The organism is Salipiger aestuarii (assembly GCF_003259905.1).
Lineage (GTDB): Bacteria > Pseudomonadota > Alphaproteobacteria > Rhodobacterales > Rhodobacteraceae > Salipiger > Salipiger aestuarii.
Genome location: NZ_QLMG01000002.1, coordinates 42,317 through 67,070 on the forward strand (window position 1 = coordinate 42,317; position 24,754 = coordinate 67,070).

General features: G+C 67.2%; 24 protein-coding genes and 1 tRNA gene. 10 read left to right on the forward strand and 15 right to left on the reverse strand.

From position 1 onward, the window contains the following. Positions 1 to 31: 31 nt before the first annotated feature. From mdoH to ATI53_RS01570, 3 genes are read right to left on the reverse strand one after another with little or no spacing between them, the layout of a single operon-like run. Positions 32 to 1,810 (reverse strand): glucans biosynthesis glucosyltransferase MdoH, encoded by a 1,779-nt coding sequence (mdoH, locus tag ATI53_RS01565; protein WP_009506739.1) that lies wholly within the window; start codon positions 1,808 to 1,810, stop codon positions 32 to 34. Positions 1,811 to 1,812: 2 nt separating this feature from the next. After that, positions 1,813 to 1,983: a hypothetical protein gene (locus ATI53_RS23145; RefSeq protein WP_170134509.1), complete on the reverse strand. Its 171-nt coding sequence runs from the start codon at positions 1,981 to 1,983 to the stop codon at positions 1,813 to 1,815. Further along, the gene (locus ATI53_RS01570) at positions 1,980 to 3,566 is read right to left on the reverse strand and encodes an OpgD/OpgG family glucan biosynthesis protein (RefSeq protein ID WP_034453444.1); all 1,587 of its coding nucleotides are present in this window, start codon (positions 3,564 to 3,566) and stop codon (positions 1,980 to 1,982) included. The genes ATI53_RS23145 and ATI53_RS01570 overlap by 4 nt, the downstream gene beginning before the upstream one ends. 537 nt (positions 3,567 to 4,103) lie before the next feature. On the opposite strand from ATI53_RS01570, the gene rpsA reads away from it, so the two are divergent. The 5 genes from rpsA to ATI53_RS24320 all read left to right on the forward strand — a co-directional run bounded on the left by rpsA (position 4,104) and on the right by ATI53_RS24320 (position 8,052). Further along, on the forward strand, positions 4,104 to 5,780 hold the full coding sequence (gene rpsA, locus ATI53_RS01575; protein WP_009506736.1) for a 30S ribosomal protein S1: 1,677 nt from the start codon (positions 4,104 to 4,106) through the stop codon (positions 5,778 to 5,780). Between the two features lie 315 nt (positions 5,781 to 6,095). Next, complete coding sequence (gene ihfB, locus ATI53_RS01580) at positions 6,096 to 6,377, forward strand: integration host factor subunit beta (protein WP_009506735.1); 282 nt, start codon at positions 6,096 to 6,098, stop codon at positions 6,375 to 6,377. A 9-nt stretch (positions 6,378 to 6,386) separates the two neighbouring features. Beyond that, positions 6,387 to 6,737 (forward strand): LapA family protein, encoded by a 351-nt coding sequence (locus ATI53_RS01585; RefSeq protein WP_009506734.1) that lies wholly within the window; start codon positions 6,387 to 6,389, stop codon positions 6,735 to 6,737. An 88-nt stretch (positions 6,738 to 6,825) separates the two neighbouring features. Next, positions 6,826 to 7,494: a phosphoribosylanthranilate isomerase gene (locus ATI53_RS01590; RefSeq protein ID WP_009506733.1), complete on the forward strand. Its 669-nt coding sequence runs from the start codon at positions 6,826 to 6,828 to the stop codon at positions 7,492 to 7,494. A gap of 195 nt (positions 7,495 to 7,689) precedes the next feature. Further along, positions 7,690 to 8,052 carry a transglutaminase-like domain-containing protein gene (locus ATI53_RS24320; RefSeq protein WP_111549581.1) on the forward strand — a complete coding sequence of 121 codons (363 nt, stop codon included), beginning with the start codon at positions 7,690 to 7,692 and terminating at the stop codon, positions 8,050 to 8,052. Here the strand turns inward: ATI53_RS24320 and ykgO are convergent. Both ykgO and ATI53_RS01605 read right to left on the reverse strand, forming a co-directional pair. After that, complete coding sequence (gene ykgO, locus ATI53_RS01600; RefSeq protein ID WP_007792261.1) at positions 8,033 to 8,158, reverse strand: type B 50S ribosomal protein L36; 126 nt, start codon at positions 8,156 to 8,158, stop codon at positions 8,033 to 8,035. The genes ATI53_RS24320 and ykgO overlap by 20 nt on opposite strands. Before the next feature lie 115 nt (positions 8,159 to 8,273). Next, a tRNA-Val gene (locus ATI53_RS01605) sits at positions 8,274 to 8,348 on the reverse strand. A gap of 212 nt (positions 8,349 to 8,560) precedes the next feature. Between ATI53_RS01605 and ATI53_RS01610 the strand changes: the two genes are divergently transcribed. Continuing rightward, entirely contained in the window at positions 8,561 to 9,427 is an 867-nt protein-coding gene (locus tag ATI53_RS01610; protein ID WP_009506729.1) for an N-formylglutamate amidohydrolase, read from the forward strand. 4 nt (positions 9,428 to 9,431) lie between these two features. Here the strand turns inward: ATI53_RS01610 and lpxK are convergent, their stop codons facing one another. The 7 genes from lpxK to rbfA form a co-directional block, all read right to left on the reverse strand. Next, positions 9,432 to 10,418, reverse strand: a complete 987-nt coding sequence (gene lpxK / locus ATI53_RS01615; RefSeq protein WP_111549582.1) for a tetraacyldisaccharide 4'-kinase — start codon at positions 10,416 to 10,418, stop codon at positions 9,432 to 9,434. Further along, entirely contained in the window at positions 10,418 to 11,692 is a 1,275-nt protein-coding gene (locus ATI53_RS01620) for a 3-deoxy-D-manno-octulosonic acid transferase (protein WP_111549583.1), read from the reverse strand. Before ATI53_RS01620 ends, lpxK begins: the two co-directional genes overlap by 1 nt. A 5-nt stretch (positions 11,693 to 11,697) precedes the next feature. Beyond that, positions 11,698 to 11,940 (reverse strand): DUF4170 domain-containing protein, encoded by a 243-nt coding sequence (locus tag ATI53_RS01625; protein ID WP_009506723.1) that lies wholly within the window; start codon positions 11,938 to 11,940, stop codon positions 11,698 to 11,700. A 55-nt stretch (positions 11,941 to 11,995) separates the two neighbouring features. Next, positions 11,996 to 12,793 carry an inositol monophosphatase family protein gene (locus tag ATI53_RS01630; RefSeq protein WP_009506721.1) on the reverse strand — a complete coding sequence of 266 codons (798 nt, stop codon included), beginning with the start codon at positions 12,791 to 12,793 and terminating at the stop codon, positions 11,996 to 11,998. Continuing rightward, positions 12,780 to 14,135, reverse strand: coding sequence for a TldD/PmbA family protein (locus ATI53_RS01635; RefSeq protein ID WP_111549584.1), 1,356 nt, complete (start codon positions 14,133 to 14,135; stop codon positions 12,780 to 12,782). Before ATI53_RS01635 ends, ATI53_RS01630 begins: the two co-directional genes overlap by 14 nt. Before the next feature lie 106 nt (positions 14,136 to 14,241). Next, a complete protein-coding gene (locus ATI53_RS01640; protein WP_111549585.1) occupies positions 14,242 to 15,000 on the reverse strand; it encodes a phosphodiester glycosidase family protein in 759 nt (252 codons plus the stop codon). A gap of 4 nt (positions 15,001 to 15,004) precedes the next feature. Then, complete coding sequence (rbfA, locus tag ATI53_RS01645) at positions 15,005 to 15,400, reverse strand: 30S ribosome-binding factor RbfA (RefSeq protein WP_009506715.1); 396 nt, start codon at positions 15,398 to 15,400, stop codon at positions 15,005 to 15,007. Positions 15,401 to 15,485: 85 nt separating this feature from the next. On the opposite strand from rbfA, the gene dapB reads away from it, so the two are divergent. Then, positions 15,486 to 16,301: a 4-hydroxy-tetrahydrodipicolinate reductase gene (gene dapB / locus ATI53_RS01650; RefSeq protein ID WP_009506713.1), complete on the forward strand. Its 816-nt coding sequence runs from the start codon at positions 15,486 to 15,488 to the stop codon at positions 16,299 to 16,301. Positions 16,302 to 16,532: 231 nt separating this feature from the next. Here the strand turns inward: dapB and ATI53_RS01655 are convergent, their stop codons facing one another. Continuing rightward, positions 16,533 to 16,745: a DUF1674 domain-containing protein gene (locus ATI53_RS01655; protein ID WP_111549586.1), complete on the reverse strand. Its 213-nt coding sequence runs from the start codon at positions 16,743 to 16,745 to the stop codon at positions 16,533 to 16,535. A 71-nt stretch (positions 16,746 to 16,816) separates the two neighbouring features. Between ATI53_RS01655 and ATI53_RS01660 the strand changes: the two genes are divergently transcribed. The 3 genes from ATI53_RS01660 (at position 16,817) to purH (ending at position 21,569) form a co-directional block, all read left to right on the forward strand. Then, positions 16,817 to 18,079 carry an RsmB/NOP family class I SAM-dependent RNA methyltransferase gene (locus ATI53_RS01660; RefSeq protein WP_009506709.1) on the forward strand — a complete coding sequence of 421 codons (1,263 nt, stop codon included), beginning with the start codon at positions 16,817 to 16,819 and terminating at the stop codon, positions 18,077 to 18,079. A 126-nt stretch (positions 18,080 to 18,205) separates the two neighbouring features. Next, positions 18,206 to 19,957 (forward strand): heparinase II/III family protein, encoded by a 1,752-nt coding sequence (locus ATI53_RS01665; RefSeq protein WP_111549587.1) that lies wholly within the window; start codon positions 18,206 to 18,208, stop codon positions 19,955 to 19,957. Positions 19,958 to 19,979: 22 nt separating this feature from the next. Further along, positions 19,980 to 21,569 carry a bifunctional phosphoribosylaminoimidazolecarboxamide formyltransferase/IMP cyclohydrolase gene (gene purH / locus ATI53_RS01670; protein ID WP_111549588.1) on the forward strand — a complete coding sequence of 530 codons (1,590 nt, stop codon included), beginning with the start codon at positions 19,980 to 19,982 and terminating at the stop codon, positions 21,567 to 21,569. A 414-nt stretch (positions 21,570 to 21,983) separates the two neighbouring features. On the opposite strand, the gene ATI53_RS01675 is transcribed toward purH, so the two are convergent. Together ATI53_RS01675 and ATI53_RS01680 are read right to left on the reverse strand one after the other, a co-directional pair. Then, on the reverse strand, positions 21,984 to 23,297 hold the full coding sequence (locus ATI53_RS01675) for a M16 family metallopeptidase (RefSeq protein ID WP_009506703.1): 1,314 nt from the start codon (positions 23,295 to 23,297) through the stop codon (positions 21,984 to 21,986). Continuing rightward, positions 23,294 to 24,706: a M16 family metallopeptidase gene (locus ATI53_RS01680; RefSeq protein WP_009506701.1), complete on the reverse strand. Its 1,413-nt coding sequence runs from the start codon at positions 24,704 to 24,706 to the stop codon at positions 23,294 to 23,296. Before ATI53_RS01680 ends, ATI53_RS01675 begins: the two co-directional genes overlap by 4 nt. Positions 24,707 to 24,754 lie beyond the last annotated feature (48 nt).

Sequence of the window (24,754 nt, forward strand, 5' to 3'; positions counted from 1 at the left end):
GCGCCCCGGCCGGGGGCGCCACATGCTGCTTTCAGGACGCGGGCTGCATCGCCGGTTCGGGTTCCGGTGTCTCTGTGTTGCCGGGTATGGTCCAGCGGCTGTGGATGTCGCGATAGGTCCGGACGACAGCGGGGGGGTGGAATTCTTCGGGAACGATGAACATCGACCGGCCACCGGACCGCGAACTGAACGCGATCAGCCAGGGTGCGGCGATCATCGGCAGGGCCACCGGCAGCAGCCACAGCGTCAGGCCGGGTGCGAGAAAGTAGACCGAGGCAAGAATGATGCCGCCGGTGATGACGATCCACCAACTTGCGGCGACGCCTTCGCGTACGCCGAGGCGGCCTTCGCCCCGGGCGTTCGCGGGCCAGCCCCCGTCCTGACCCGACAGAACCTGAAGCACCGCGCGGCTTTGGAACATCAGCATCACCGGCGCGATGGCCGAGGTCAGCAGGATCTCGGTCAGCACCGAGCGCAGCGCGCCCGGCGTACCACCGAACCCCCGCGCACGCCCCGTGGCCGAGGCCTGCCACAGGATCGCGACCTTCGGCAGAATCAGCAGGCCGACGATGCCAAAGAACAGCGCCGTGATCTCGCGCGAGCGATCAGACGGGAACACCGGGTAAAGCTGGTGCATGTCGGGGAAATAATCCGGTTCGGGCGCAAGCACGGTGCCCGCGACGGTCGCCACCAGAAACGCCGCCCAGAGCAGCGACACCAGATAGCTGAAGATCCCCTGCACGAACACATACCGGCTCCACAGGGCAAAGCCCGGCGCGGTCAGCAGGCGGATATGTTGCAGGTTGCCCTGGCACCAGCGGCGGTCGCGGCGGGCGTATGACAGCAGGTTCTCGGGGCCCTCTTCGAAGGACCCGTCGATGTCCTGTTCCACCTTGACGGTCCAGCCTGCGCGCGCCAGCAGTGCCGCCTCGACGTAGTCATGGCTGAGGATATGCCCGCCGAACGGGGGTTTGCCGCCCAGTTCGGGCAGACCGCAGCTTTGCACGAAGGCATGCACCCGCACGATGGCGTTGTGCCCCCAGAACGGGCCGGTCCGGCCTTGCAGCCGGGCAAGCCCGCGGGTGAAAACCGGCCCGTGAAAGACCGATGCGAATTGCATGGCACGCCCGAAAAAGCTGTGAGCGCCGACGACCTTGGGGAGGGTTTGCAACAGGCCGAGCCTGGGATCGGCCTGCATCCGGGCGATCATCTCGCGGATGGCGCTGCCTTCCATCAGGCTGTCGGCATCGAGGATCACTGCAAATTCATAAGCGCCGCCGTTGCTGCGGAAGAAGTCCTCGATGTTGCCCGCCTTGCGGCCCCGGTTGTCGGTGCGGCGGCGATAAAAGATCCGGCCCTCGCCGCCGGTCTCCCGCAACAGCCTGGCAAAGGTCACGCGTTCCACCGCGGCAAGCGTTTCGTCGCGGGTGTCGGACAGGATGGCGATGTCGGTGGCAACTCCGGCTGCGGACACCGAACGGTCCATGGCGGCAACGCGGGCGAAGGTGGCGACCGGGTCTTCATTGCAGATCGGGACAAGCACGACCGTGCGCGGCTGTGTCCCGGTGATCTGCGGCGCGGGCGCGGTGGCCTGCCGCCCGACCAGCCCGTTGATCCCCAGCACCGCCCCCCAGGCCAGCCAGCCCGTGGTGACGAGAATGAGCACGGCGCGCGCGACATCCCACACCTGCACGCCATCCTGTATCGACGCCTCAAGCGTAAGCCAGGTCGCGACGACAGCGGCAAGGACGGTCAGGGCCAACGCGATGGCGCGGGCCGCGGCGGTGGCGAGATCGACGCGTGCGCCCATGCTCAGGCGCTCTGTCGGGTCAGCAGCATCCATAGGGCGGCAAGGGGCGACACCCGCGCCGCGCTGCGTTCGAGCACCTGCTGGGGCATGTCCAGAGGCGCCGGCGCCGGCGCCCAGCTTTCGGGAGCGGGGGCAAGGATCTGATCGTGCGAAGTTCGGGCGTGCATGGTCATTGTCTCATCCATTGAAAGAGCCAGGTTTCCGACAGGACTTGTCCGAAGCCTTCGATCCTGGCGGTCATTTCCATCGAGGTGCCGGGCTCGGTGACTGCTTCGATCACCAGACGCCAGACGCCATCTTCGTCTGTCTTCGAAAGCACCACTTCGGAAATCTCGCCCCGTGCGACGCTTGTTACCGGCACAACCGCTGCATCGGGCGGAAGTTCCGACAGCGCGCCACCTGCGAAATCGATGACGAATTTCCGCCGATCGTGCCGGGTCTCGACCCCGGCGACACCGCCCTCACCCACGCGCGAGCGCAGCACGCGTGCCCGATTGACGTCACCGTCGCCCTCTGGCGACATGCCCCAGTGCAGCCGGTAGGAAAATTCCATCGTGCCGCCGGCCTTGGCCGGGGCCTTTGGAATCCAGAACGACACGATGTTGTCGTTGGTTTCGGTCTTGGTGGGGATTTCCAGCAGCCGCACGGTTCCGTCGCCCCAGTCGCCCAGCGGTTCGACGATCAGCGACGGGCGCCGCTCGTAATGCGATTCCGCGTCAAGATATTGGTCAAAGCTGCGCTCGCGCTGCACAAGCCCGAAGGAACGCGGGCTTTGCATCCCCAGATAAGAACTCGCCAGCCGGGGCGGGTTGGACAACGGGCGGAAATGGGTTTCCGACCGGCCTGAATTCAGCACCAGCGCGTCAGTGTCGTGAACGGCGGGGCGGAAATCGTTGAAATCGCCCGGATCGGCGCCCCCGAACAGGTACATCGACGTGAGCGGCGCAATGCCAAGCTGTTCGATGTCGTTGCGAAAGAACAGCCGCGCGGTCACGTCGGCCACCGTGGTCAGCCCCGGCGCGATGACAAAGCGATAGGCGCCGGTCACAGACTCGCTTTGCAGCGCCGCATAAAGCGTGATCGTCGATGCTCCGGGGGCGGGGCGTTCGATGTAAAATTCGGTAAAGCGGGGAAACTCCTCTTCGCCCGACAGACCGGTGTTCACCGCCAGCCCGCGCGCGGACAGCCCGTAGCGGTTGTGGCGTCCCAGCAGGCGGAAATAGCTCGCCCCAAGAAAGGCGCCGACCTCGTCGAACAGGTCGGCGCGGTTGAAAGGCGCCATCAGCCGGAAACCGGCGACGCCCGGCAGTACAAGCCCCTGCGGCAGCTCGGTCTTGACGTCTCCGTAGTTGAAATCGGCGGTCGAAAAGACCATCGGGCGCGACACGCCGTCGACCAGCTCAAAAAGGTGCACCGGCTCGCGGAACAGCCAGCCGAGGTGAAAGGCGTTCATGCGAAACTGGCGTGCTTCGTCGTCGGCCCAGCGCAGGTGATCGGGGCGAAACCGGATGCGGTTGAAATCGTCATAGTCGATTTTGGTCAGCGGGCCTTCGATTTCTTCGCGCGGGGCGGGGTCTTTGGCGGCAAGGCCACGCATACGCTCGGTCAGCGCGTCAAAGGTAAAGGGCGATCCCTCGTCCTGCGCTTGCGCGCGTCCCGCGCCCAAAAGGGCAGGGACGGTGGCAGAGCAGAGCAATGCCGCCAGAACATGGCGGCGGGACGGGCGAACGGCGGGTCGGCAACGCGTGGCTGGCACAGAGCACTCCTGGCAGAATCGGCGTGAAAATTTTGGGGCCTGACGGCGGAATATCAAGCAGACGCGCAACCGGGTTGCGAGGTTCCGCGCAACGCTGCGATTGCATAAGCGGATTCGGGGCGCGCTGTGCGTTTCGGCCATCGAGGAACAGACATTAGGCGGGTAATCGCCTGTTTTCCGGGCGAATCTCTGCCCGGCCCGGACATCGCCGGCGCGCGCATCTGACACTATTTTTCGGCGCTGGCAAGATCCCGCCGATGTCCGACACAGGGCGCGCGACCCGGTTCAGGCTTGCACGCGGGCGTGGGGTGGGCTATGCCGCGCGCGTCGAGACAGGCAGCATAGCCCGCAGGCATCATGAGCAGGGTCGGATCACACCGGCCCTCTTTGTCATATGCAAACGCTTTCGCAGGGCCTTGGTCCGGGGGGCAATGCCACGATCGACCAAGCCGTCCCGCTTCGGCGGATAGGAAACCGAAGACCGGCGGAGACAACCGCCTGGCCAGTATAAACCGATGAAAAGGAAACGACTGCCACATGGCTAATACGACCATGGAGGAATTCGAGGCCCTCCTTAACGAAAGCCTCGAAATGGACACACCGGACGAAGGTTCGGTTGTCAAAGGCAAGGTCATCGCGATCGAAGCGGGCCAGGCCATCATCGACGTCGGCTACAAGATGGAAGGCCGCGTCGATCTGAAGGAATTCGCAAATCCCGGTGAAACGCCCGAGATCGGCGTCGGCGACGTGGTCGAGGTTTACCTCCGCTCCGCCGAAAACGCCCGTGGCGAAGCCGTGATCAGCCGCGAGATGGCCCGCCGCGAAGAAGCGTGGGACCGTCTTGAAAAGGCATACGCAGACGACGCGCGCGTCGAAGGTGCGATCTTTGGCCGCGTCAAGGGTGGCTTTACCGTCGACCTCGGCGGCGCCGTGGCATTCCTGCCCGGCTCTCAGGTCGATGTGCGCCCGGTGCGCGACGCAGGCCCGCTCATGGGTCTCAAGCAGCCGTTCCAGATCCTCAAGATGGACCGCCGCCGTGGCAACATCGTTGTCTCGCGCCGTGCAATCCTTGAAGAATCGCGTGCCGAACAGCGTGCCGAAGTCATCGCCAACCTGACCGAAGGTCAGACGGTCGACGGCGTGGTCAAGAACATCACCGAATATGGTGCGTTCGTTGACCTCGGTGGCGTAGACGGCCTGCTGCACGTCACCGACATGGCGTGGCGCCGCGTCAACCACCCGTCCGAGATCCTGGCGATCGGCGAGACCGTCAAGGTCCAGGTCATCAAGATCAACAAGGAAACCCACCGTATCAGCCTGGGCATGAAGCAGCTTCAGGAAGATCCGTGGGATCTGGTGGCCGCCAAGTACCCGCTGGGCTCTGTCCATGCCGGCCGCGTGACCAATATCACCGATTACGGCGCATTCGTCGAGCTGGAGCCGGGTGTCGAAGGTCTGGTTCACGTCTCGGAAATGTCCTGGACCAAGAAGAACGTGCACCCCGGCAAGATCGTGTCGACCAGCCAGGAAGTCGACGTCATGGTGCTGGAAATCGACCCGGCCAAGCGCCGCGTGTCGCTTGGTCTCAAGCAGACCATGCGCAACCCGTGGGAAGTGTTTGCAGAAACCCATCCCGAGGGCACGCAGGTCGAAGGCGAAGTCAAGAACATCACCGAATTCGGTCTGTTCATCGGTCTCGACGGCGAAATCGACGGCATGGTGCACCTTTCGGACCTTTCGTGGGACCAGCGTGGCGAAGAAGCCATTCAGGAATACCGCAAGGGCGACGTGGTGCAGGCTGTGGTCACCGAAGTGGATACCGACAAAGAGCGGATCTCGCTGTCGATCAAGGCGCTGGGTGGCGACAAGTTCGCCGAAGCGGCTGGCGGCGTGAAGCGCGGTTCGATCGTGACGGTGACCGTGACGGCGATCGAGGACGGCGGCATCGAAGTGGAATATGAGGGCATGAAATCCTTCATCCGCCGCTCCGACCTGTCGCGTGACCGTGCCGAGCAGCGCCCCGAGCGGTTCTCGGTCGGCGATCATCTCGATGTGCGCGTGACCAATGTCGACATGAAGACCCGCCGTCTGGGTCTGTCGATCAAGGCGCGCGAGATCGCGGAAGAAAAAGAAGCCGTGGAACAGTACGGTTCGTCGGACTCCGGGGCATCGCTTGGCGATATTCTGGGCGCCGCGCTCAAGGGCGACAACTGATAAAGATCAGGTTTCTGATCGACGGGAAGGGGGCCTTCGGGCCCCTTTCTTGTCTTCGGGGCGGAGGGTTGCGCACCCCGGCGGCGCCGGTCTTTGGCCGGCCGTTCGGGCGAATCGCCGCGGGACCGCTGCCTTGGGCCGCGGCAGGATCGGCGCATCGGGGCCAGCGGGTTGGCGCCTATCCTCAGCTCGTCAGCACCAAACCGCTGCCTGGGAATGCTTTTCTCCGTGATCGCCCGGTTTCCGTTTGGCTCCTTTTGTGCAAGTGTCGTAAGACGGAAAGGCGCGGGAAGGCGCCTGTGAGGGGATGGTGAGATGATCAGATCGGAATTGATCCAGAAGATCGCGGAAGAGAACCCGCATCTCTACCAGCGGGACGTCGAGAGGATCGTGAATACGATCTTCGAAGAAATCACCGACGCCATGGCTGCGGGCAACCGGGTCGAGCTGCGCGGTTTCGGGGCCTTTTCGGTAAAGCAGCGCGATGCGCGTCTTGGGCGGAACCCAAGAACCGGCGAGGCGGTTGAGGTCGAGGAAAAGCATGTGCCCTTCTTCAAGACGGGCAAGCTTTTGCGTGATCGGCTGAACGGAAAGTAAGAACAGAACATGCGTTATATTCGCTATGCGTTTCTCGCGGTGCTTGCCGTGGTACTTGTGGCCATCGCGATGGCGAACCGCTCTTTGGTCGAGCTGCAATTGCTGACGGACGAACTGGCGTCGCTGTTGCGATTCCAGTTGGGGATCAGTGTGCCGGTTTTTCTGGTGTTCTTTGGCGGCATCGTTTTTGGCCTGCTCATCGGATTCATCTGGGAATGGTTGCGCGAGCACAAGCATCGTGCCGAAGCCCGGCACCGCAAGGCGCAAGTGCGCAAGCTTGAGCATGAGCTGAGGAAAACCCAGGCCGAGCGCGATCAGGGCAAGGACGAGGTTCTGGCGATCCTGGACCGAAGCGCCTGATCCGGCGCGGGAACGGGGGCGCGGCCCTCATCGCCGGGCGGCGATTCCCGCGCGATATTCGATGACATAAAAAGCAGGGGGGCGCGAAATGGGCGCGGTGTCCTTCAAGATCTGTGGATTGCGCAGTGTTGCGGATGTGGCTGCGGTGGCGCGGGCCGGCGCGCGCTATGCGGGTTTCGTGTTCTTTTCCAAGAGCCCGCGTCACGTCAGCGTGTCCGACGCGCGGAGGCTGGCGCTGGCGGCGCCGGTGGGGCTTGCCAAGGTCGGGCTTGTGGTCGATCCGACCGATGCGCTGCTGGATGAAATCCTGGGGTCGGTGCCCCTGGACATCTTGCAGTTGCACGGGGACGAAAGCGCCGGGCGCGTCGCGCAACTGCGCGCGCGCTACGGCCTGCCAGTGATGAAGGCGGTCGGTGTCCGGACCGAAGACGATCTGTCGGCCCTTGCCGAATACGGGCGGGTGGCCGACCAGATTCTGGTCGATGCCAAGCCTGCGCCCGGTGCCGATTTGCCGGGCGGGAACGGGCTTGCCTTTGACTGGCGCCTGATTGCCGGACGCCGCTGGCCCTGCCCGTGGATGTTGGCCGGCGGTCTGACGCCGGCCAATGTGGGCCGTGCCATCGAAATGACGGGGGCCCGTCAGGTCGACGTATCTTCGGGGGTCGAATCGGCGCCCGGCGTCAAGGATGCGGCGCTTGTCGCCCGGTTCGCCGAGGCGGTGCGTGCGGGCGCGGAGGTGCCTGTGCCCCGGTTTTGAGCGGGACGGGCGGTGTTGCCGCCTGCCGGGCCGTTTCTGGGGCGTGCGGTGGCCATGCCTGTGCAGCGCTATGCGGATCAAGCCCGGCCCGACAGGTGCGCAGGGACGGGCGTGCGCAAACTCCTGACGAGACAATGGCTCGGGCGTGCCGGGACCGGGCGGTGCTTTTCCTGAACTGCTGACGGCGTCTGGGGGATACCGGGGCGCTTGACGAGCGGCTATCGGGCGCAGGCCGAAAGCGTCGATGGCCGGCGCCATCTGCACGACTGGCCCGAAGTCTGGAGTCCGGGTACGGGATGGCAGGGCTTTGACCCGATGCATGGCATACGCGTCACCGACGGCCATGCGGTGCATGCGCCGCCCCACCCAGCAAAAGAAGATGCCGGTCGAGGGGGTATTACAGTCCTGCGACCGGGTCCCGGCTGGTTTGCTGCATCGAAATCATCATGCCGGAACCGCGCGGGCGGCGCACCCCGGAGGTGCAAAAGCAAAAGACCGCCCGGTAAGGGGCGGCCTTTGAAGACGTGTGCGATACGGCTCAGCCCTGGCGGGCTTTGAACCGGCGCTGGGTCTTGTTAATCACATAGACGCGGCCCTTGCGACGCACAACGCGGCAGTCGCGATGGCGCTTCTTGAGCGAGCGGAGCGAGTTTGCGACCTTCATCTGGGTCTCTCCTCATTTCGCGGCGCGCGAGCGCCAATGGTTGCCGTCTGCCCCCTGCGCCGATGCGGGAAATTTCCCGATGATCGGCCGCCACGGAGCGGTTTCTGTCAGGTCATGGTGGGCGGTACTGGGATCGAACCAGTGGCCCCTACGATGTCAACGTAGTGCTCTACCGCTGAGCTAACCGCCCGTTATGACCCTTGCGCCAGTCTGTTCGTGCCCCGGAAAGCGACGGGGCCGGACAATCATGCGCCGGTAGCGGGTCCTATAAGTGGAGTCGGAAGTGGTGGCAAGGGCTTTTGTCCGCTTGATTTCAGGTTTCCCGTTCCTGCGCGCCAAACCCGAAAAGAGGCTATTGGAGCACGGCGAATTCACGCTAGACTGCCCTGAAAGGAGGACGGTTTGCCGAAGGTTCCCTATCATCTCGATCTGCCGGACGTCATCACCTCATGCGTGGTTTTTTCGTCGCCGCATTCGGGCCGCGATTATCCCTGGAGCTTTTTGCGCACGACCGTTCTGGACGAACATTCGATCCGCAGTTCCGAGGACGCCTTTGTGGACCGGCTGTTCGATTGCGCCCCCCAGTTCGGCGCGCCGTTGCTGCGGGCCAATGCGCCGCGCGCGTTCGTCGATCTTAATCGCGCCGCGGATGAATTCGACCCGGCCCTGATCGAGGGGATTGGCCGGGGCGGGCACAATCCGCGTGTCGCCAGCGGCCTTGGGGTCGTGCCGCGCGTGGTGTCGAACGGCCGTGCGATCTATCGGGGCAAGCTGACCCTGGCCGAGGCGACACGTCGTATCCAGCACTACTGGCAACCCTATCACGCCCAGTTGCGCGCCTTGCTGGACGGGGCGCATACCAGCTTTGGCGAATCGGTGCTGATTGATTGCCATTCCATGCCGCACGAAGCCGTCGACGCGGTGGCGCGCAATTCTGCGCGGCGCCCCGAGATCGTGATCGGCGACCGCTTCGGCGCCTCTGCCGCACCCGAGATCGTGGCGCGGATCGACGCGGCCTTTGTGTCGGCGGGGCTGTCGGTGGTGCGCAACACGCCGTTTGCGGGGGCGTATGTGACGCAGGCCTATGGCCACCCGTCGCGCCGTCAGCACGCCATTCAGATCGAAATCGACCGCTCGATCTATATGGACGAGACCGAGATCCGCCCCAATGCCAATTACCACGCGTTTCGCCGCCTTCTGCGCGGCGTGGTAGCCGATATCGCGGCCATCGGGCATCGCGAACAGGACCTGCCCCTCGCCGCGGAATAGCCGCTTACAGCACGCGGTCCAGCGCCGCGTCCAGCGCGGCGGTTTCGGGGACCGACAACCGCACCGGCAGGCTGAGCACCTTGGACCGAAAGCTGTCGGGCAGGCGCACTGCGTCCTTTTCCGTGGTCACCAGCTGCGCGCCCAGCCTGGCCGCATCCGCATCAAGGCGTGACAGCAGCGCGGCGGTATATGGCTGATGATCGTCCAGCGCATGGGTCGCGCGCAGATCTGCGCCCAGGCTTTTCAGCGTCGCAAAGAATTTCTCGGGGTGGCCGATGCCGGCAAAGGCCAGCGCGGCCAGACCGTTCCAATCCATGCCGGTCTGAAGCGGGACCAGTTGTCCGCGCAGGTGGGGCAGGGCGATGTGGTCCCCCCAGAGCGCCGCAAAGCGCCCCTGCGCGTCATCCGGACCGATGGACAGCAGCAGGTCGGCGCGGGCCAGCCCGGTCGCGACCGGCTCGCGCAGCGGGCCTGCGGGCAGGCAGCGCCCGTTGCCGAACCCGCGGGCGGCATCCACCACGACGATCGACAGATCCTTGCGCAGGCCGGGGTTCTGAAATCCGTCATCCATGACGATGACCTCGGCGCCATCGGCAACGGCGGCGCGGGCGGCGGCGGTGCGGTCGCGCCCGATCCAGACCGGGGTAAAGGCGGCCAGCAGCAGCGGCTCGTCCCCGACATCGGCGGCGGTGTGCTGGCGCGGATCGACGCGGGTCGGGCCGGCCAGCGCACCGCCATGGCCGCGCGACACCACATGAACCGGCCTGCCACGCGCCGTCAGCCGTTCGATCAGCGCGATGACCGTGGGGGTCTTGCCGGTGCCGCCCGCGTTGATGTTGCCGACGCAGATCACCGGCACGGTCAGGCGGGCGCCGGGTTGTGCGATGCGCCAGGCGCTGGCGCGGGCGGTCAGCGCGCCCAGAGGGGCCAGCAGGCGCGCGGCGGGGGTCGGGGCATCCGGCCCGCTGTACCAAAACGCGGGAGGGCGCATCAGGCCGCGTCTCCGTCCGGGGCAGCGTGCGTTTCGGCGGGCGTGTCGATCCAGCCGCAGATCGCCGTCAGCAGTGCGTCGGTCAGCGCCGCACCCTGGCTGACGACATCCCAGCCGGCATGGGCCATGGCGGCGGCGCGGTCGGGGGCGACAAGATGCGAGACCGCCGTGGCAAGCGTGTCGGAATCGCGCACGATGCGGGCGGCGCCCGCCTCGGCCAGCCGGGAATAGGACGCCAGATGGCGCCCGACGTTCGGGCCGTACAGCAGGGCGGTGCCATGCGCGGCGGCCTCCAGCGGGTCTTCGCCGCCCGAACCGGGACGCAGCGATCCGCCAAGGAAACTGACGGGCGCCAGCCGGTACCAAAGCCCAAGTTCCGAGGCATCCTCGGTCAACAGAACCTGGGTGTTTTCATCGGGCATGTCGCCGTCGTCCCAGCTTCCCACCCGCAAGTCCGACTGGCGCACAAGCGCGGCAACTGCCTTGCCGTCCTCGCGCGTGGCGGGCACCAGAAACAGCAGCAGCCGGTGCGTCAGGCGTGTCGCCCGTTGATGCGCGCGCAGCACGTCTCCCGCCTCGGATGCGCGCACGCGGGCGGCCAGCCAGCTTGGCCGGCCGGCAAGGATCTGCGCCATTTCCTCGTGCAGTTCTCGGCGGTAGCTCAGCGGTGGCGCGGTGTCGGTCAGCGCCCCGGCCTGCCGCAGATCGACATCGGCCAGGCCATGGCGGCGCAGCCGGCGGTGCGCGGCGTCGTCCTGGGCATAGATCCTGTCGAACAGCGCAAGGGTGGCGGCGGTGCAGTCGGGCATCCAGATCGGCGCCGGCACCTGCCAGGCATCCGAGGCGGTGGCGATGCAGGCCAGCCGCGTGCCGGTTTCACGCAGTTTGCACAGCAGCGCGGGGGGCAGGCGCTCGCCGGTCCACACGCCGACCGCGGGGCGCCAGTGGGCGGCAAAGGCCTGGGCCTCGGCAACGGTGTCGGGCGGCAGCGGCTGGCCCAGAACGCCATCGGGCCAGGCGAGATCGCCGGTGCGTGCGCTGGCGGACCAGGTCAGCAGCACCGAAATGTCGGGGCGGTGCATGCGCAGCCGCGCGGCAATGCCCGATAGTGTGCGCACCGTGCCCCGATTGTGGGCATGCATCCATGCAAGGGGTCCGTCCGGGCGCGGGGGAAGGGGGGCCGCCGTGGCCGGGCGGCCCCGCGCGGTCGCGAGATAGGCGGTCAGCGCAAAGGGCCTGCGTTCCGGCCGGGTGGGATCAGCGGACTGCGGCAAGGCGGTCAGCCGAGTTCCTCGGTCGGCGATACCTCGGCCTCTTCGTCGCGCAGCCGGTGCAGGTGGGCGATGAAATAGCGCATGTGCGCGTTGTCGACGGTTTTCTGCGCCTCGGCCTTCCAGGCGTCATGCGCGGTGGCGTAATCGGGAAAGATGCCGACGATGTGCAGGTCGTCGACGTTCTTGAAGACGTTCTTTTCAGGGGTGACGAGCTCGCCGCCGAAGACAAGGTGAAGTCGCTGAACCATGCCGGGTGTCCTTTCAGCCGGGAATGGGCGCAACCTACGGGGATGCTGGGCAAGGTCAAGCGCCCTGCGGGGGAGGCTTGCGGCTCAGCCGGGACAGAAGGTCGGAATGCAGCATAGGGTTGGCCGCGACGATGCCGTCATGGCGCGGCTCGGGCGCGTTGAACCGGATCGCAGCGCCGTGGCGGTCGGTCATCCGCGCGCCGGCCTCGGACAGCAGCAGCGCGCCCGCCGCGATGTCCCATTCCCAGGACGCGCGCAACGTCAGCATCGCGTCGAACCGCCCCTGCGCCACCAGCCCCAGCCGATAGGCGATCGACGGCCTGTGGTGGCGGGCGAGCCGGGGCACGGCGCCCGCCCAGTGCCGCGGGTCCAGTGCGGGCCGGGTGACCAGCACATGGGCGCTGTCGGCGTCCCCTGTGTCGCTGGCCCGCAACGCGTTGCCGTTCAGCCGGGCGCCGCCGCCGAGGTCCGCTTCGTACAGGCGGTCGAGCATGGGCAGGTAGACCACCGCAGCGGTGATCTGCCCGTGGCGGGCGATGGCCAGCGAATGCGACCAGCTGTCCGAGCCTTCGATGAAGCTGCGCGTGCCGTCGATGGGATCGACGATGAACACATGCTCGGCCCCCAGCCGCGCGTCGCTGTCGGCGCTTTCCTCGCTCAGCCAGCCATAGCCGGGGCGCGCGCCGCGCAGGATGTCGGACAGCGCCGAATTGACCGCCATGTCCGCATCCGTCACCGGGCTGCCGTCCGCCGCCTTGTAGCGCACGCCCAGCGCGCCGCCGACATAGGTCGTGGCGATCCGCGCTGCCGCCCGCGCGGCGCGGATCAGCAGCGCAAGGTCACTCTCCGGCAAGGGTCAGCCCCTCGACCAGCAGCGACGGAATGACCCGGCCCAGCCAGACGCGGGCATCGTTGGCCGGGGTCATCCGCAACAGGAAATCGCGCAGGTTGCCGGCGATGGTCACGCCCGAGACGGTATAGGCGGGGACGCCGTTTTCGACCCAGACCCCAGCGGCGCCCCGCGAATAATCGCCGGTGTTGGGATTGATTGTCGCGCCGATCATCGAGGTCACGATCAGCCCGGTGCCCATCTGCGCGATCAGCGCGTCACGGCTGTGGGGGCCCTGCGTCAGCGCAAGGTTCCAGTTGCTGGGCGAGGGGCCCGCGCCCGTGCCGCGCGCGGCGTTGCCGGTGGGGTCCATGCCCAGCTTGCGCCCGGTGGCCAGATCCAGCGTATAGCCCTTGAGGATGCCGTTTTCGACGATGGCGCGGCGCCGCGTGGGCAGGCCTTCGGCATCGAAGGGGCGCGATCCCGCGATGCGCGGGCGCAGCGGATCCTCGATCAGCGACAGCCCTGCGGGCAGCACCTGTTCGCCCAGCGCGTCACGCAGCCATGAGGCCCCGCGCGCCACGGAGGCGCCGTTCACCGCGCCCAGCAGATGCCCGATCAGCGACGACGACACCCGTTCATCGAACAGCACCGGCCAGGCGCCGGTCCTGGGCTTGCGCGGGTTCAGACGTTCCAGCGCGCGCTCCGACGCGCGGCGGCCGATTTCTTCGGCGGGGCGCAGATCGGCCTGAAAGGTGCGGCTGTCGCCATCGTAGTCACGCTCCATCGTCAGGCCTGACCCGGCGATGGCCACGCAGGACCGCGACCGGCTGGTGCGGCTGTAGCCGCCGGAAAACCCGTTGGACGCCGCAAGATGCACCCGCCGCTGCCCGTATCCCGCCGAAGCCGATTGCACCTGACCGATGCCGTCCACCGCCAGCGCCGCGGATTCGGCGGCGCGCGCGTCTTCCTGCAATTCGGCGGGCGAGGGTTCGGGGGCTGGGTCGCACAGCTCCAGCGGGCCGGCATCCCAGTGCCGCACCAGCTGATCGGGGCCGGCAAGCCCCGCATAGGGGTCTTCGGGGGCTTCGCGCGCCATGGCCACGGCGCGTTCGGCCATCGTGGTCAGGGTTTGGGTGCGCACGTCGGACGACGAGACCACCGCCACCCGCCTGCCCACGAACACCCGCAGACCGATGTCCACGCCTTCGGAGCGTTCCGCCTGTTCCAGCGCGCCGCCGCGCACGTCGATCTCGATCGAGCTCCCATCGACGGCGATGGCGTCAGACGCATCGGCGCCCGCCTTTGCGGCTGCGTCCAGAAGGGCGCGGGTGAGTGTGTCGAGTGATCGGGTCTGGTCTGTCATGGGGCCTCCGCCTGGGCTGTCCATCGAGGTAGGGTGTGGCGGGGCAAGGCGCAAGGAAAAGCGCGCCCCGCCCGTTCGACCGCCCGTTCATCCGCCCGTTCATCCGTCAGTCGCGCTTGCCGACCACGCCGACGATCGGCCCCATCGACCGCCCGACAAGATCGCGCCGCCCGAGCGCCGGCGCGTACAGGCGCGACACGTTGCCATCCAGAAACAGCGCCTGTCCGATCCCCAGCCTGTCGCGAAAGAAGCTGGCGAATTCGTGAAAGTTCACCGCGTTGTCCGAAATCGCAAAGATCGCCGTCTTGCCGTCATCGGATGTGCCGACCCCGTTGCGCAGATACCGCGAATCGCTGCCGTCGATGAACCGCGGATGCAGCGCGCCGTCGATGACAAGCATCGGCCCCGACTGGGTGGCGTAAGTGCAGGCGGGCCTGTCGGCCAGATAGCGGCGGGTTTCGATCACATCGGCGCGCTTGGCGCGAATGCACAGGATGCCGTTGGGCAGCAGGCCGAAATTGCCGGGGCTGGCGCTGGATACCGCCTCGCGCTGGGTTTCCCCGTCTTCGATATACAGCCCGACCGGGGCGCGATCTTCGTGATACATCCCGGCGTTCATCGCAAACAGCAACGACTTGCCATGGGCACCAAGGCTTGCGTCCAGCTGGGGGAATTGCCCCCAGACGCCGCCCTGCGGGTTGTGCAGAAAGGTGCGCAGCTCTTCGCGCCGCGCATCCACCGTGCACCAGGTGTAGCCGTTGCCGCCGAACGCGCCGCTTTCGCATTCGACCGCACCTGCCTGCGATCCGGTCCAGGACGCGATCAGTGCGATGGCGATACCTGCGGCGAAAAGGCGGGCGCGCATGGGATCAGTCCTCGACGTCGCGGCGCACGGCATCCTGGGCGAACAGTCGCCGCGTCTCGTCGAGCCGGTCGAACGTCTCGTCAAGGCGAAAGCGCAGCTCTGGCGCGTATTTCAGGGTCAGCGCCTTGGACACGGCGCGGCGCAGTTCGGACTGGTTGTGCTTGAGCCGGTCGAACATCAGATCCGTATCGCCCCCGCCGAGGGGAACCACATACGCGGTCGCCACCTTGAGATCGGTCGAAACGCTGACCTCGCCGACGGTGATCGACAGACGGTTCAGATCGGGGTCGTGGATGTCGCCGCGCTGCAGCACTTCGGACAGGGTGCGGCGGATAAGTTCGCCGACCCGCAGCTGCCGTTGCGTGGGCCCTTGCCCGTCGTGGGATTTGTTCTTTGCCATCGTTCCCACTTAGTCGTCCGACGGGGCTTTGCCAAGCGGCAGCGCGCGCGCTAAGCAAGGCGAAACTGACGAACAGGAGAGCGGGATGACCGATAAGCCGGGCGTGGTGGTGACGGGGGTGTCTGGTCGCATGGGCCAGATGCTGGTGCGCGAGCTGGAAACAAGCGACCGGCTGAGGCTGGCGGCGGCTGTCGAACGAACGGGCCACGCTTGGGTCGGGCGCGACCTTGGCGCCTGCATGGGCGGTCAGGACAGTGGCGTCATGGTCACCGATGACGCGCTTGAGGCCTTTTCAAAGGCGCAGGCCGTGATCGACTTCACAACGCCCGCCGCGACGGTCGCCTTTGCCGAACTGGCCGCACAGGCGCGCGCGGTGCATGTGATCGGCACCACAGGGCTGGATGAAAGCGATCTGGCCAGGATTGCGGCCGCCGCCCGCCACGCGGTGGTGGTGCGCGCCGGCAATATGAGCCTCGGCGTGAATCTGCTCACCAGGGTCACGCGGCAGGTGGCTGCGGCGCTGGATGAGGACTGGGATATCGAGATCGTCGAATCGCACCACAACCAGAAAGTCGATGCGCCTTCGGGAACGGCGCTGATGCTGGGCGAGGCCGCCGCCGCCGGGCGGGGCGTCGATCTGGCCGAGGTGTCGGACCGGGGCCGCGATGGCATCACCGGCAAGCGCGCGCGGGGGCATATCGGATTCCACGCGCTGCGCGGCGGCGATGTCGTGGGCGAGCACGAGGTGATCTTTGCCGCCGCTGGCGAGCGTATCTTTCTCAAGCATGTAGCCTCTGACCGCGGGCTTTTCGCGCGCGGCGCGCTGAAGGCGGCGCTGTGGGGGCAGGACAAGGCGCCGGGGGAATACGACATGCTTGACGTCCTGGGACTTGGGAACTGAAACAGGCGCGCCTGATGGGGCGGCAGGGGGCGCTGCCCCCTCGGCCTTGCGGCCTCACCCCCGGAGTTTTTAGGGCAAGATGAAGCCTGGGCGCGGCGCCACGTCTTCATCTTGCTCGATAAACTCCGGGGGAGTCGCGCATCGCGCGGCGGGGGCAGCGCCCCCAGCCCGGATGACGTCCGCGCCTTTCGCCGGGGCGGCACGCGCTGGGGCTACTGTCGGTGCGCGGTGTCAGAAGTCGATGGCGAGTCCCTTTTTCTCCCAGTCGCCGTAGCGGGCGGGGTCGAGTCCGTCGCGGCCTCCGTATTCTCTGGGCGCAGGGTTGCGCGCGATCTCTTCCTCGGCCAGGCGGCGCCGTTCGGCGGCTTCGGCGAGGGCGCGTTTTGCGGCCGGGGCCAGATCGGTGGTTTCGGTGGCCTGTGAGGGGGCGGGCGTGTTGGTCATGGCGGCTTTCCTCGTGTGGTTCCTCCTGATATAGGGCCCGCCAGCCCATCCAGACAACCCGGGAGAGATCCATGGCCGCCATTCCCTCTGCCCGTGCGCAGACCGTTCATCTGCTGGGCCAGGTGCTTGGGCAGGGGCGGGGGATGTCCGACGCCATGTCCGGGCCGGCCTGGCGGGCCCTGCCGCCCGCCGATCGTGCGGCCGCGCAGCGCATGGCGCAGGATGTCTTGCGCACCCTCGACAAATGCGACCGGGTGCTGAAGCCGCACCTGCGCAAGGCGCCGCCGCTGTTCGTGCACAATGTGCTGCGGCTTGGCGCCTTCGAGCTGTGCACCGGCGGCGCGGCGCATGGGGTGGTGAACGAGGCGGTGCGGATCGTCGGGGCCGACCGCAAGACGCAGACCATGAAGGGCATGGTCAACGCCGTTCTGCGCAAGGTGGCCGAGGATGGCCCCGAGCACTGGGACAAGCTGCGCGCGCCGCGCCTGCCGCGCTGGCTGCGCGATCCGTTGGTGGCGGCCTGGGGGGCCAGGCCTGTCACGGCGATGGAGGCCGCGCATTATGCGGGCGCACCGCTGGATCTGACCCCCAGAGACGATGCACAGCGTGTCGCGACGGCCACCGGCGGGGTGTTGCTGCCCACGGGGTCGGTGCGGTTGATGCAGGCCGGGCAGGTCTCGGCCCTGCCGGGGTTCGATGCAGGAGAGTGGTGGGTACAGGATGCGGCGGCGGCCTTGCCGGTACGTCTGCTGGGCGATGTGACCGGCCTGCGGGTGCTGGACATGTGCGCCGCGCCTGGCGGCAAGACCATGCAGCTTGCGGCGGCGGGGGCGGATGTCACGGCGCTGGATATTTCCGCGAGCCGCATGGCGCGCGTCACCGAGAACCTTGCCCGGACCGGTCTGTCCGCCAATATCGTGACCGGCAATGTTCTTGAGCACGAAGGCCGATACGATGCCATCGTACTGGATGCGCCGTGTTCGGCCACGGGCACCATCCGCCGCCACCCCGATCTGCCCCATGCCAGGCAGGGCGAGGGAATTTCAGAGCTGATCGCCTTGCAGGCGGCGATGATCGACCACGCGCTGGGTCTGCTCGCACCGGGCGGGCGGATGGTGTTCTGCACCTGCTCGCTGATCCCGGACGAGGGCGAATGCCAGATCGAAGAGGCGCTGGTCCGCCATCCGGATCTGACGATCCTGCCCGCGCAGGCGCCGGGGCTGGAAAACGCCTGGCGCAGCGACGAAGGCGGGGTGCGCTTGCGGCCCGATTTCTGGGCAGAGCGCGGCGGCATGGATGGCTTCTACATGGCGGTGCTGCACAAACCCGGTTAAGCAGGGCCATTGCGGGATGACTTGATTTTGTGGCTTCGTTAAGACTGGCGCCAGCACGAACCGCGCCGGCAAGAGCTGCGGGCAGGACGCGGACAGGTAAACTGCGGTGAGGGGCGAAAGCACGGCATGGCACGGACAGCAGGCTGGTCCGCCGCAACGACGCGGTTCCTGAACCGGTTTCACGCGCGGCTTGCGGCGCGCGGGCGACCGGCGACGGCGTTCGTGTCGAGCCCGGAGCCGCGCAGCACCGGGCGGTTCGCCAGGGGGCGCCAGCTTTGCGCGGGAAACCTGATGTTCGCGGGGCATTTCGTCGAGGCGCGGGGGGCGATGATCTGGGATCTGGCCACGCCCGACGCCGCCTGGGACGAAGAAATCCACAGCTTTCGCTGGCTCGACGATCTTGCCGCCGTCGGGGACATGCGCGCCCGCGCCGTGGCGCAGGCCTGGCTTTGGGGCTGGATCGACCGTTACGGCAACGGCAGGGGCGATGGCTGGCTGCCCGAGGCGGCCGGTCAACGGCTGATCCGGTCGATCCATCACGCGCTGTTCGTGCTGCGTGGCACAGATGCGGACCGCTCGGCGCGGTTTTATCGCGCGCTGGCCCGGCAGACGGTCTTTTTATCGCGGCGCTGGAAGGCATCGCCGCCGGGGTTGCCGCGCTTCGAGGCGCTGACGGGGCTGCTATACGCGGGGCTGGCGCTGGAAGGGATGGCCGGCCATGTCGATCCGGCGCGGCGCGCGCTTGCCGCGGAATGCGCAGCACAGGTCGATGCACAGGGCGGCATTCCCACCCGCAACCCCGAGGAATTGCTGGAGGTGTTCACCCTGCTGACCTGGGCGCAGGCGGCGCTTGAGGCTGCGGCCCACGCGCCGGACCCGGCACTGACCGACGCGATCGTCCGCATCGCCCCGACCCTGCGCGCGCTGCGCCACGCGGATGGCGGGCTGGCCCGGTTTCAGGGCGGCGGTCGAGGGATCGACGGGCGGCTCGACCAGGCGCTGATCGCGTCGGGGGTGCGGCGCAAGCCGCGCGAGGGGCTGGCCATGGGCTATGCGCGGCTCGCCTTTGCCCGCACCTCGGTCATCGTCGATGCGGCGCCGCCGCCGCATGGGCCCGCCAGCGCCGATGCGCACGCTTCGACCCTTGCGTTCGAACTGACCTCGGGGCGGCGCCCGCTGATCGTGAGCTGCGGGTCGGGCGCGGTGTTTGGCGAAGACTGGCGGCGCGCGGGGCGGGCCACCCCGTCGCATTCGACGCTGTGCCTGGATGGCTACAGCTCGGCCCGGCTGGGGGCGTTGAAACCCATCGGCGGGGCCGAACGCGAATACCTCGAGGACGCCCCCGAGGATGTTCCCGTACAAATCACTTCGGCCGCGGGCGGGCTGCGGTTCGAAGGCGGGCATGACGGGTATCGCGGGACCCACGGGCTGACCCATGCGCGCGTGCTGGACCTGGCGCAGGACGGGCGCATGCTGTCGGGCGAAGACCTGCTGATGACGCTGAACGACCTGGACGTCCGGCTGTTTGACCGGCGCATGGATGCGGCCACGCTGGGCGGGCTGCCCTGGCAGGTGCGATTCCATCTGCATCCGGATGTGGATGCGGCGCTGGACATGGGGGGCAATGCCGTGTCCATGGCGCTGCGTTCGGGTGAAATCTGGGTGTTTCGCGCGGAATCCGGGGCCAAACTGACGCTGGAGCCGTCGGTTTACCTTGAAAAGGGCCGCATTCGGCCCCGCGCCGCCAAACAGGTCGTTTTATCCGGCCGCGCGATGGAGTATGCGACCCGCATCCGCTGGACCCTGGCCAAGGCACGGGACACCGCAATCGCGGTCCGTGACCTGGTCGAGGATGTGGCGGAAGACGAGCCGTCATGAACCATCTGGGAACCCGATCCGTATGCCCGACCTGCACAAAGTCACCCGCGCGCTGATTTCCGTATCCGACAAGAAGGGGCTCATCGAGCTGGGCCAGGCGCTGGCCTCGCGCGGGATCGAGATCCTGTCCACCGGCGGATCCGCCGCCGCCCTGCGCGCCGAAGGCGTGCCCGTGCGCGACGTGTCCGACGTGACCGGGTTTCCCGAAATGATGGACGGCCGGGTCAAGACCCTGCACCCGCGCATTCACGGCGGGCTGCTGGCGTTGCGCGACAACGACGCGCATGTCGCGGCGATGCAGGGCCACGACATTCCGGAAATCGACCTGCTGGTGGTGAACCTTTACCCATTCGAGGAAACCGTCGCCGGGGGCGCCGATTACGACACCTGCATCGAAAACATCGACATCGGCGGCCCGGCGATGATCCGTGCGGCGGCCAAGAACCACGCTTTTGTGACCGTCGTGGTCGATGTGGCGGATTACGAACCGCTGCTGGCCGAGCTGGATGCAAATGACGGCGCGACCAGCTATGCCTTTCGCCAGACGCTGGCGCAGGTTGCCTATGCGCGCACCGGCGCCTACGACGCCGCCGTGTCCACATGGATGGCCGGCGCGCTGAACGATGTCGCCCCGCGCCGCCGCGCCTTTGCCGGAACCCTCGCGCAGACGTTGCGCTATGGCGAGAATCCGCATCAGTCGGCCAGCTTCTACCGCGATGGCAGCGACCGCCCCGGCGTCGCCAGCGCCGTGCAGCATCAGGGCAAGGAACTGAGCTACAACAACATCAACGACACCGACGCGGCGTTCGAGCTGGTATCGGAGTTTCTGCCCGGCGATGGTCCGGCGGTGGCGATCATCAAGCACGCCAACCCCAGCGGCGTGGCGCGCGGCGCGACGCTTTTGGAGGCCTACAAAAAGGCCTATGACTGCGACCGGACATCTGCGTTTGGCGGTATCGTGGCGCTGAACGGCAAGCTGGATGCCGAAACCGCCGAGGCGATCACCGAGATCTTTACCGAGGTGGTGATTGCCCCCGGCGCCGATGACGCCGCCAGGGAAATCTTTGCCAGGAAAAAGAACCTGCGCCTGCTGACCACCAATGGCGTGGCAAACCCCGCGACGCCGGGGATCACCTATCGCCAGGTCGCGGGCGGTTTTCTTGTGCAGGACAAGGATACCGGCATGATCGGTCTTGACGATCTGCGGGTGGTGACCAGGCGCGAACCGACGCAGGACGAGCTGCGCGACCTGCTGTTCGCCTGGAAGGTGGCCAAGCACGTCAAGTCCAACGCCATCGTCTACGTCAAGGATGGCGCCACCGTCGGCGTCGGCGCGGGGCAGATGAGCCGCCTTGATTCGGCGCTGATCGCCGCGAAAAAGGCCGAGCGCATGGCCGAGGCGATGGGCCTGCCCGCGCCGCTGACCAAAGGCTCTGCCGTGGCATCGGATGCGTTCTTCCCCTTTGCCGACGGTCTGCTGGAGGCGGCGGCGGCGGGAGCGAGCACGGTGATTCAGCCAGGCGGGTCGATGCGCGACGACGAGGTCATCGCCGCCGCCGACGAGGCCGGGCTTGCGATGGTGTTCACGAGCATGCGCCACTTCCGCCATTGACCGTATACCGGTGCTTTCGATGGGGCGCGTGGTGAAAGGATTGCAGGAGGATGAGTCCGACAAACGGCGCGCGCCGTGCCCGCCGGGCCGTGCCTGGCTCATGGCCTCTGGGCGGGGACGATGCGGTCTGTGCCGCCGGGCCGGCGGGGGGGGGGGGCGCCAGCGCGTGCGCAACACGCGGCACAGGGAAGGCGATCAGCCTGCTATCCCCGGAGCCCTGAACCGTTGCCGGGTGTCCCTCTTGCAGTCAGGGTGCGAAACCACGCGGGAAGATGGCGGAACCGCGATTTCGCACCCGTCGCGCCGCTGCGAGAGATCCCCAGGTCGTCGGCCCGTGTCCCTCCTCCTGCCTGCGCCGTTGGCGTGACTGGTGTCCGGACCGGGGGCGGTCCGGGGGCGGTTTGCAGGCAGGCATCAGCCCGGCGTTTCGTCCAGCCCTACGGGCTGGCCAACCACGACGAAACGCAGCGCATCTGGTTTCAGGATGCGCGCGGCGACCCGTTTGGCATCCGCCAGCGTCACCGCCTCGACCTGCGCGTTGCGGGTCTGAACATAGTCCGGGGTCAGCCCGTCCATCTGCATCCCGACAAGAATGCGGGCGATCGGCCCGTTGCCATCGAAGCGCAGCGGGTAGGCGCCGGTCAGATAGGTCTTGGCCTGGTCCAGTTCGTCCTGCGTGACGCCGTTTTCTGCCATCCTGGCCCATTCGCCGCGGATCACCGCAACCGCTTCGGCGATGCGGTCGTTGGCCGAGGCCACGCGCCCGACATACAGCTCGGCATGGTCCATCGGCATCAGATAGGAATAGACGCCATAGGTCAGCCCGCGCTTTTCGCGCACCTCGTTCATCAGCCGCGCCTCGAACCCGCCGCCGCCAAGAATGGTGTTCAGCACATACGCCGCAAAGAAATCCGGGTCGTCGCGTTTGATGCCCTCATGCCCGAAGACGGCGACCGATTGCGGCGTGTCGAAGGGCACCACCGTCACGCCCGCGTCGGTGCCGACCTGCATGTCCGGGGGCAGCGGCGCGGTGCTGACGGGCAGATCGCCCAGCAGATCGTCGATCAGCACCGACAGCTCGTCGGCCGAGATATCCCCGGCGGCGGCAATATAGACCCGGTCGCGGGTCAGGGTGGCGGCGTGCGCGGCAATCAGATCGTCGCGGGTCAGCGCGGCCACGCTGTCTTCGGTGCCCTCTTTCGGGCGTGCATAGGGGTGATCGCCAAAGGCCACCTTGTCGAAGGCCGCGGCGGCGATGGTGTCGGGATCCTTGGCATCGTTGCGTAACCCGGCCAACACCTGCGCGCGGACGCGGTCGACGGCATCCTGATCGAAGCGCGGATCGTTCAGGCTGGCGCGCAGCAAGGCGGCCGCCGCGTCACGGTTTTCGGTCAGGAACTGGGCCGAGACCGACACCGCGTCCTGCGTCGCGTCAAAGCGGTAGCTGGCCGCCAGCGATTCGCTGGCCCTGGTGAAGGCGGCGCTGTCCATATCGCCGGCGCCCTCGTCAAGCAGGGCGGACATCAGGTTCACCGCGCCTTCCTTGCCCGCAACATCCATCGAGGTGCCGCCGCGAAACCGGATTTCCAGCGATGTGAAGGGAATGCTGTCTTCCTGTGCGAGCCAGGCGTGAAACCCGCCGGGGGTGTCGACGGTCTGGATGCGCATCTCGGCCAGCGCGGGCGTGGCGGTCAGCAGCGCGAAAGCGGCGGCGATAAGCGGCTTCATTGGGTCACCTCCTTGGTGGTGCTGACCGGCAGGGGGGGCGCGGGGACAGCGCGCGCGGCGTCGGCCGGCATCAGGTAGCCGGTGACAGACGCGGCGCGGTTCAGCACGCCGCGCGCCGCCGCGACGATTTCCTGCGGTTCGATCTGCTGAAGCAGGCCGGGCCAGGCGGCGATATCGTCCAGCGTCAGCCCCGAGGTCAGCGCATCGCCATAGCGCCGCGCCATGCGGGACACATCGTCCCGGTCATAGATTTCCTCGGCGCGTAGCTGAAACTTGATGCGTTCCAGCTGGGCCTCGTCGACGCCATCGGTCAGGAACTGCGCCAGCACCTCGTCCAGCTTTGCCTCGGCTTCGGGCAGGGTCACACCCGGCGCGGGCACCACGACGAGGCCGAAATCGGTGTCGTCATGGGTGGTGCCGTTGTACCACGCGCTTGTGTAGACGGCGGTCTGGCTGTCGAACTGCATCGCGCGCTTCAGCACAGAGGTCTGGCCGCCCGACAGAACCTCGCTCAGCAGTGTCAGCGCGGCGGCGGTGCGCTGGTCGCCGGGGTCGCGTTCGGGCGCGAGATAGCGGCGCATCACATAGGGCTGGGCGACGCGGGGGTCGGTCATGGACAGCCGGCGTTCGGCCAGTTGCGGCGGTTCCTGCGGACGCATGCGCTGTGCATCAAGGCCGGGATTGGGCAGCAGGGGGCCGTAATGCTGTTCGGCGAGGCCGCGTACCTCGTCCGGGGTGACGTCGCCTGCGACGATGACGATGGCGTTGTTGGGCGCGTAATTGCGGCGATAGAAATCGTAGGCGGCGGCCAGATCGAGCGTTTCCATTTCCTGCCGCCAGCCGATGATGGGCACGCCGTAGCGGCTGTTCATGTAAAGCGCCGCGCCAAGCTGTTCGCGCATCAGCGCCGAGGGGTCGTTTTCGACCCGCATGTTGCGTTCTTCGATGATGACATCGCGCTCGGTGGCGATGTCGCCCTCGTCAAGGCGCAGGTTCACCATCCGGTCCGCTTCCATCTGCATCATCAGCCCCAGCCTGTCGGCGGCGACGTTCTGATAATAGGCGGTCTGGTCCCAGGATGTGAAGGCGTTGTCGATACCGCCGTTTTCCGCGACCACCTTGCTGAATTCGCCGGGCGCCAGCGTGTCGGTGCCCTTGAACAGCAGATGCTCCAGGAAATGCGCCACCCCCGAGGTTCCGGCCGTCTCGTCCGCGGCTCCGGCGCGATACCAGACCATGTGGGACACGACGGGCGCGCGGTGGTCTTCGATGACCACGACCTCAAGTCCGTTGTCCAGGGTGAAGCTGGTGACCTGATCCTGCGCGGAGGCCGCTGGCGCGGTCTCCTGCGCGAAAACGGGCAGGGCGGTGAGCAGGGCTGCGGTGCAGGCCGCGGCGAGTCTCAACATCGGCAATACGCTCCGGTGGGGGATGGTGTGCCGGTCAAGCTACGCGCG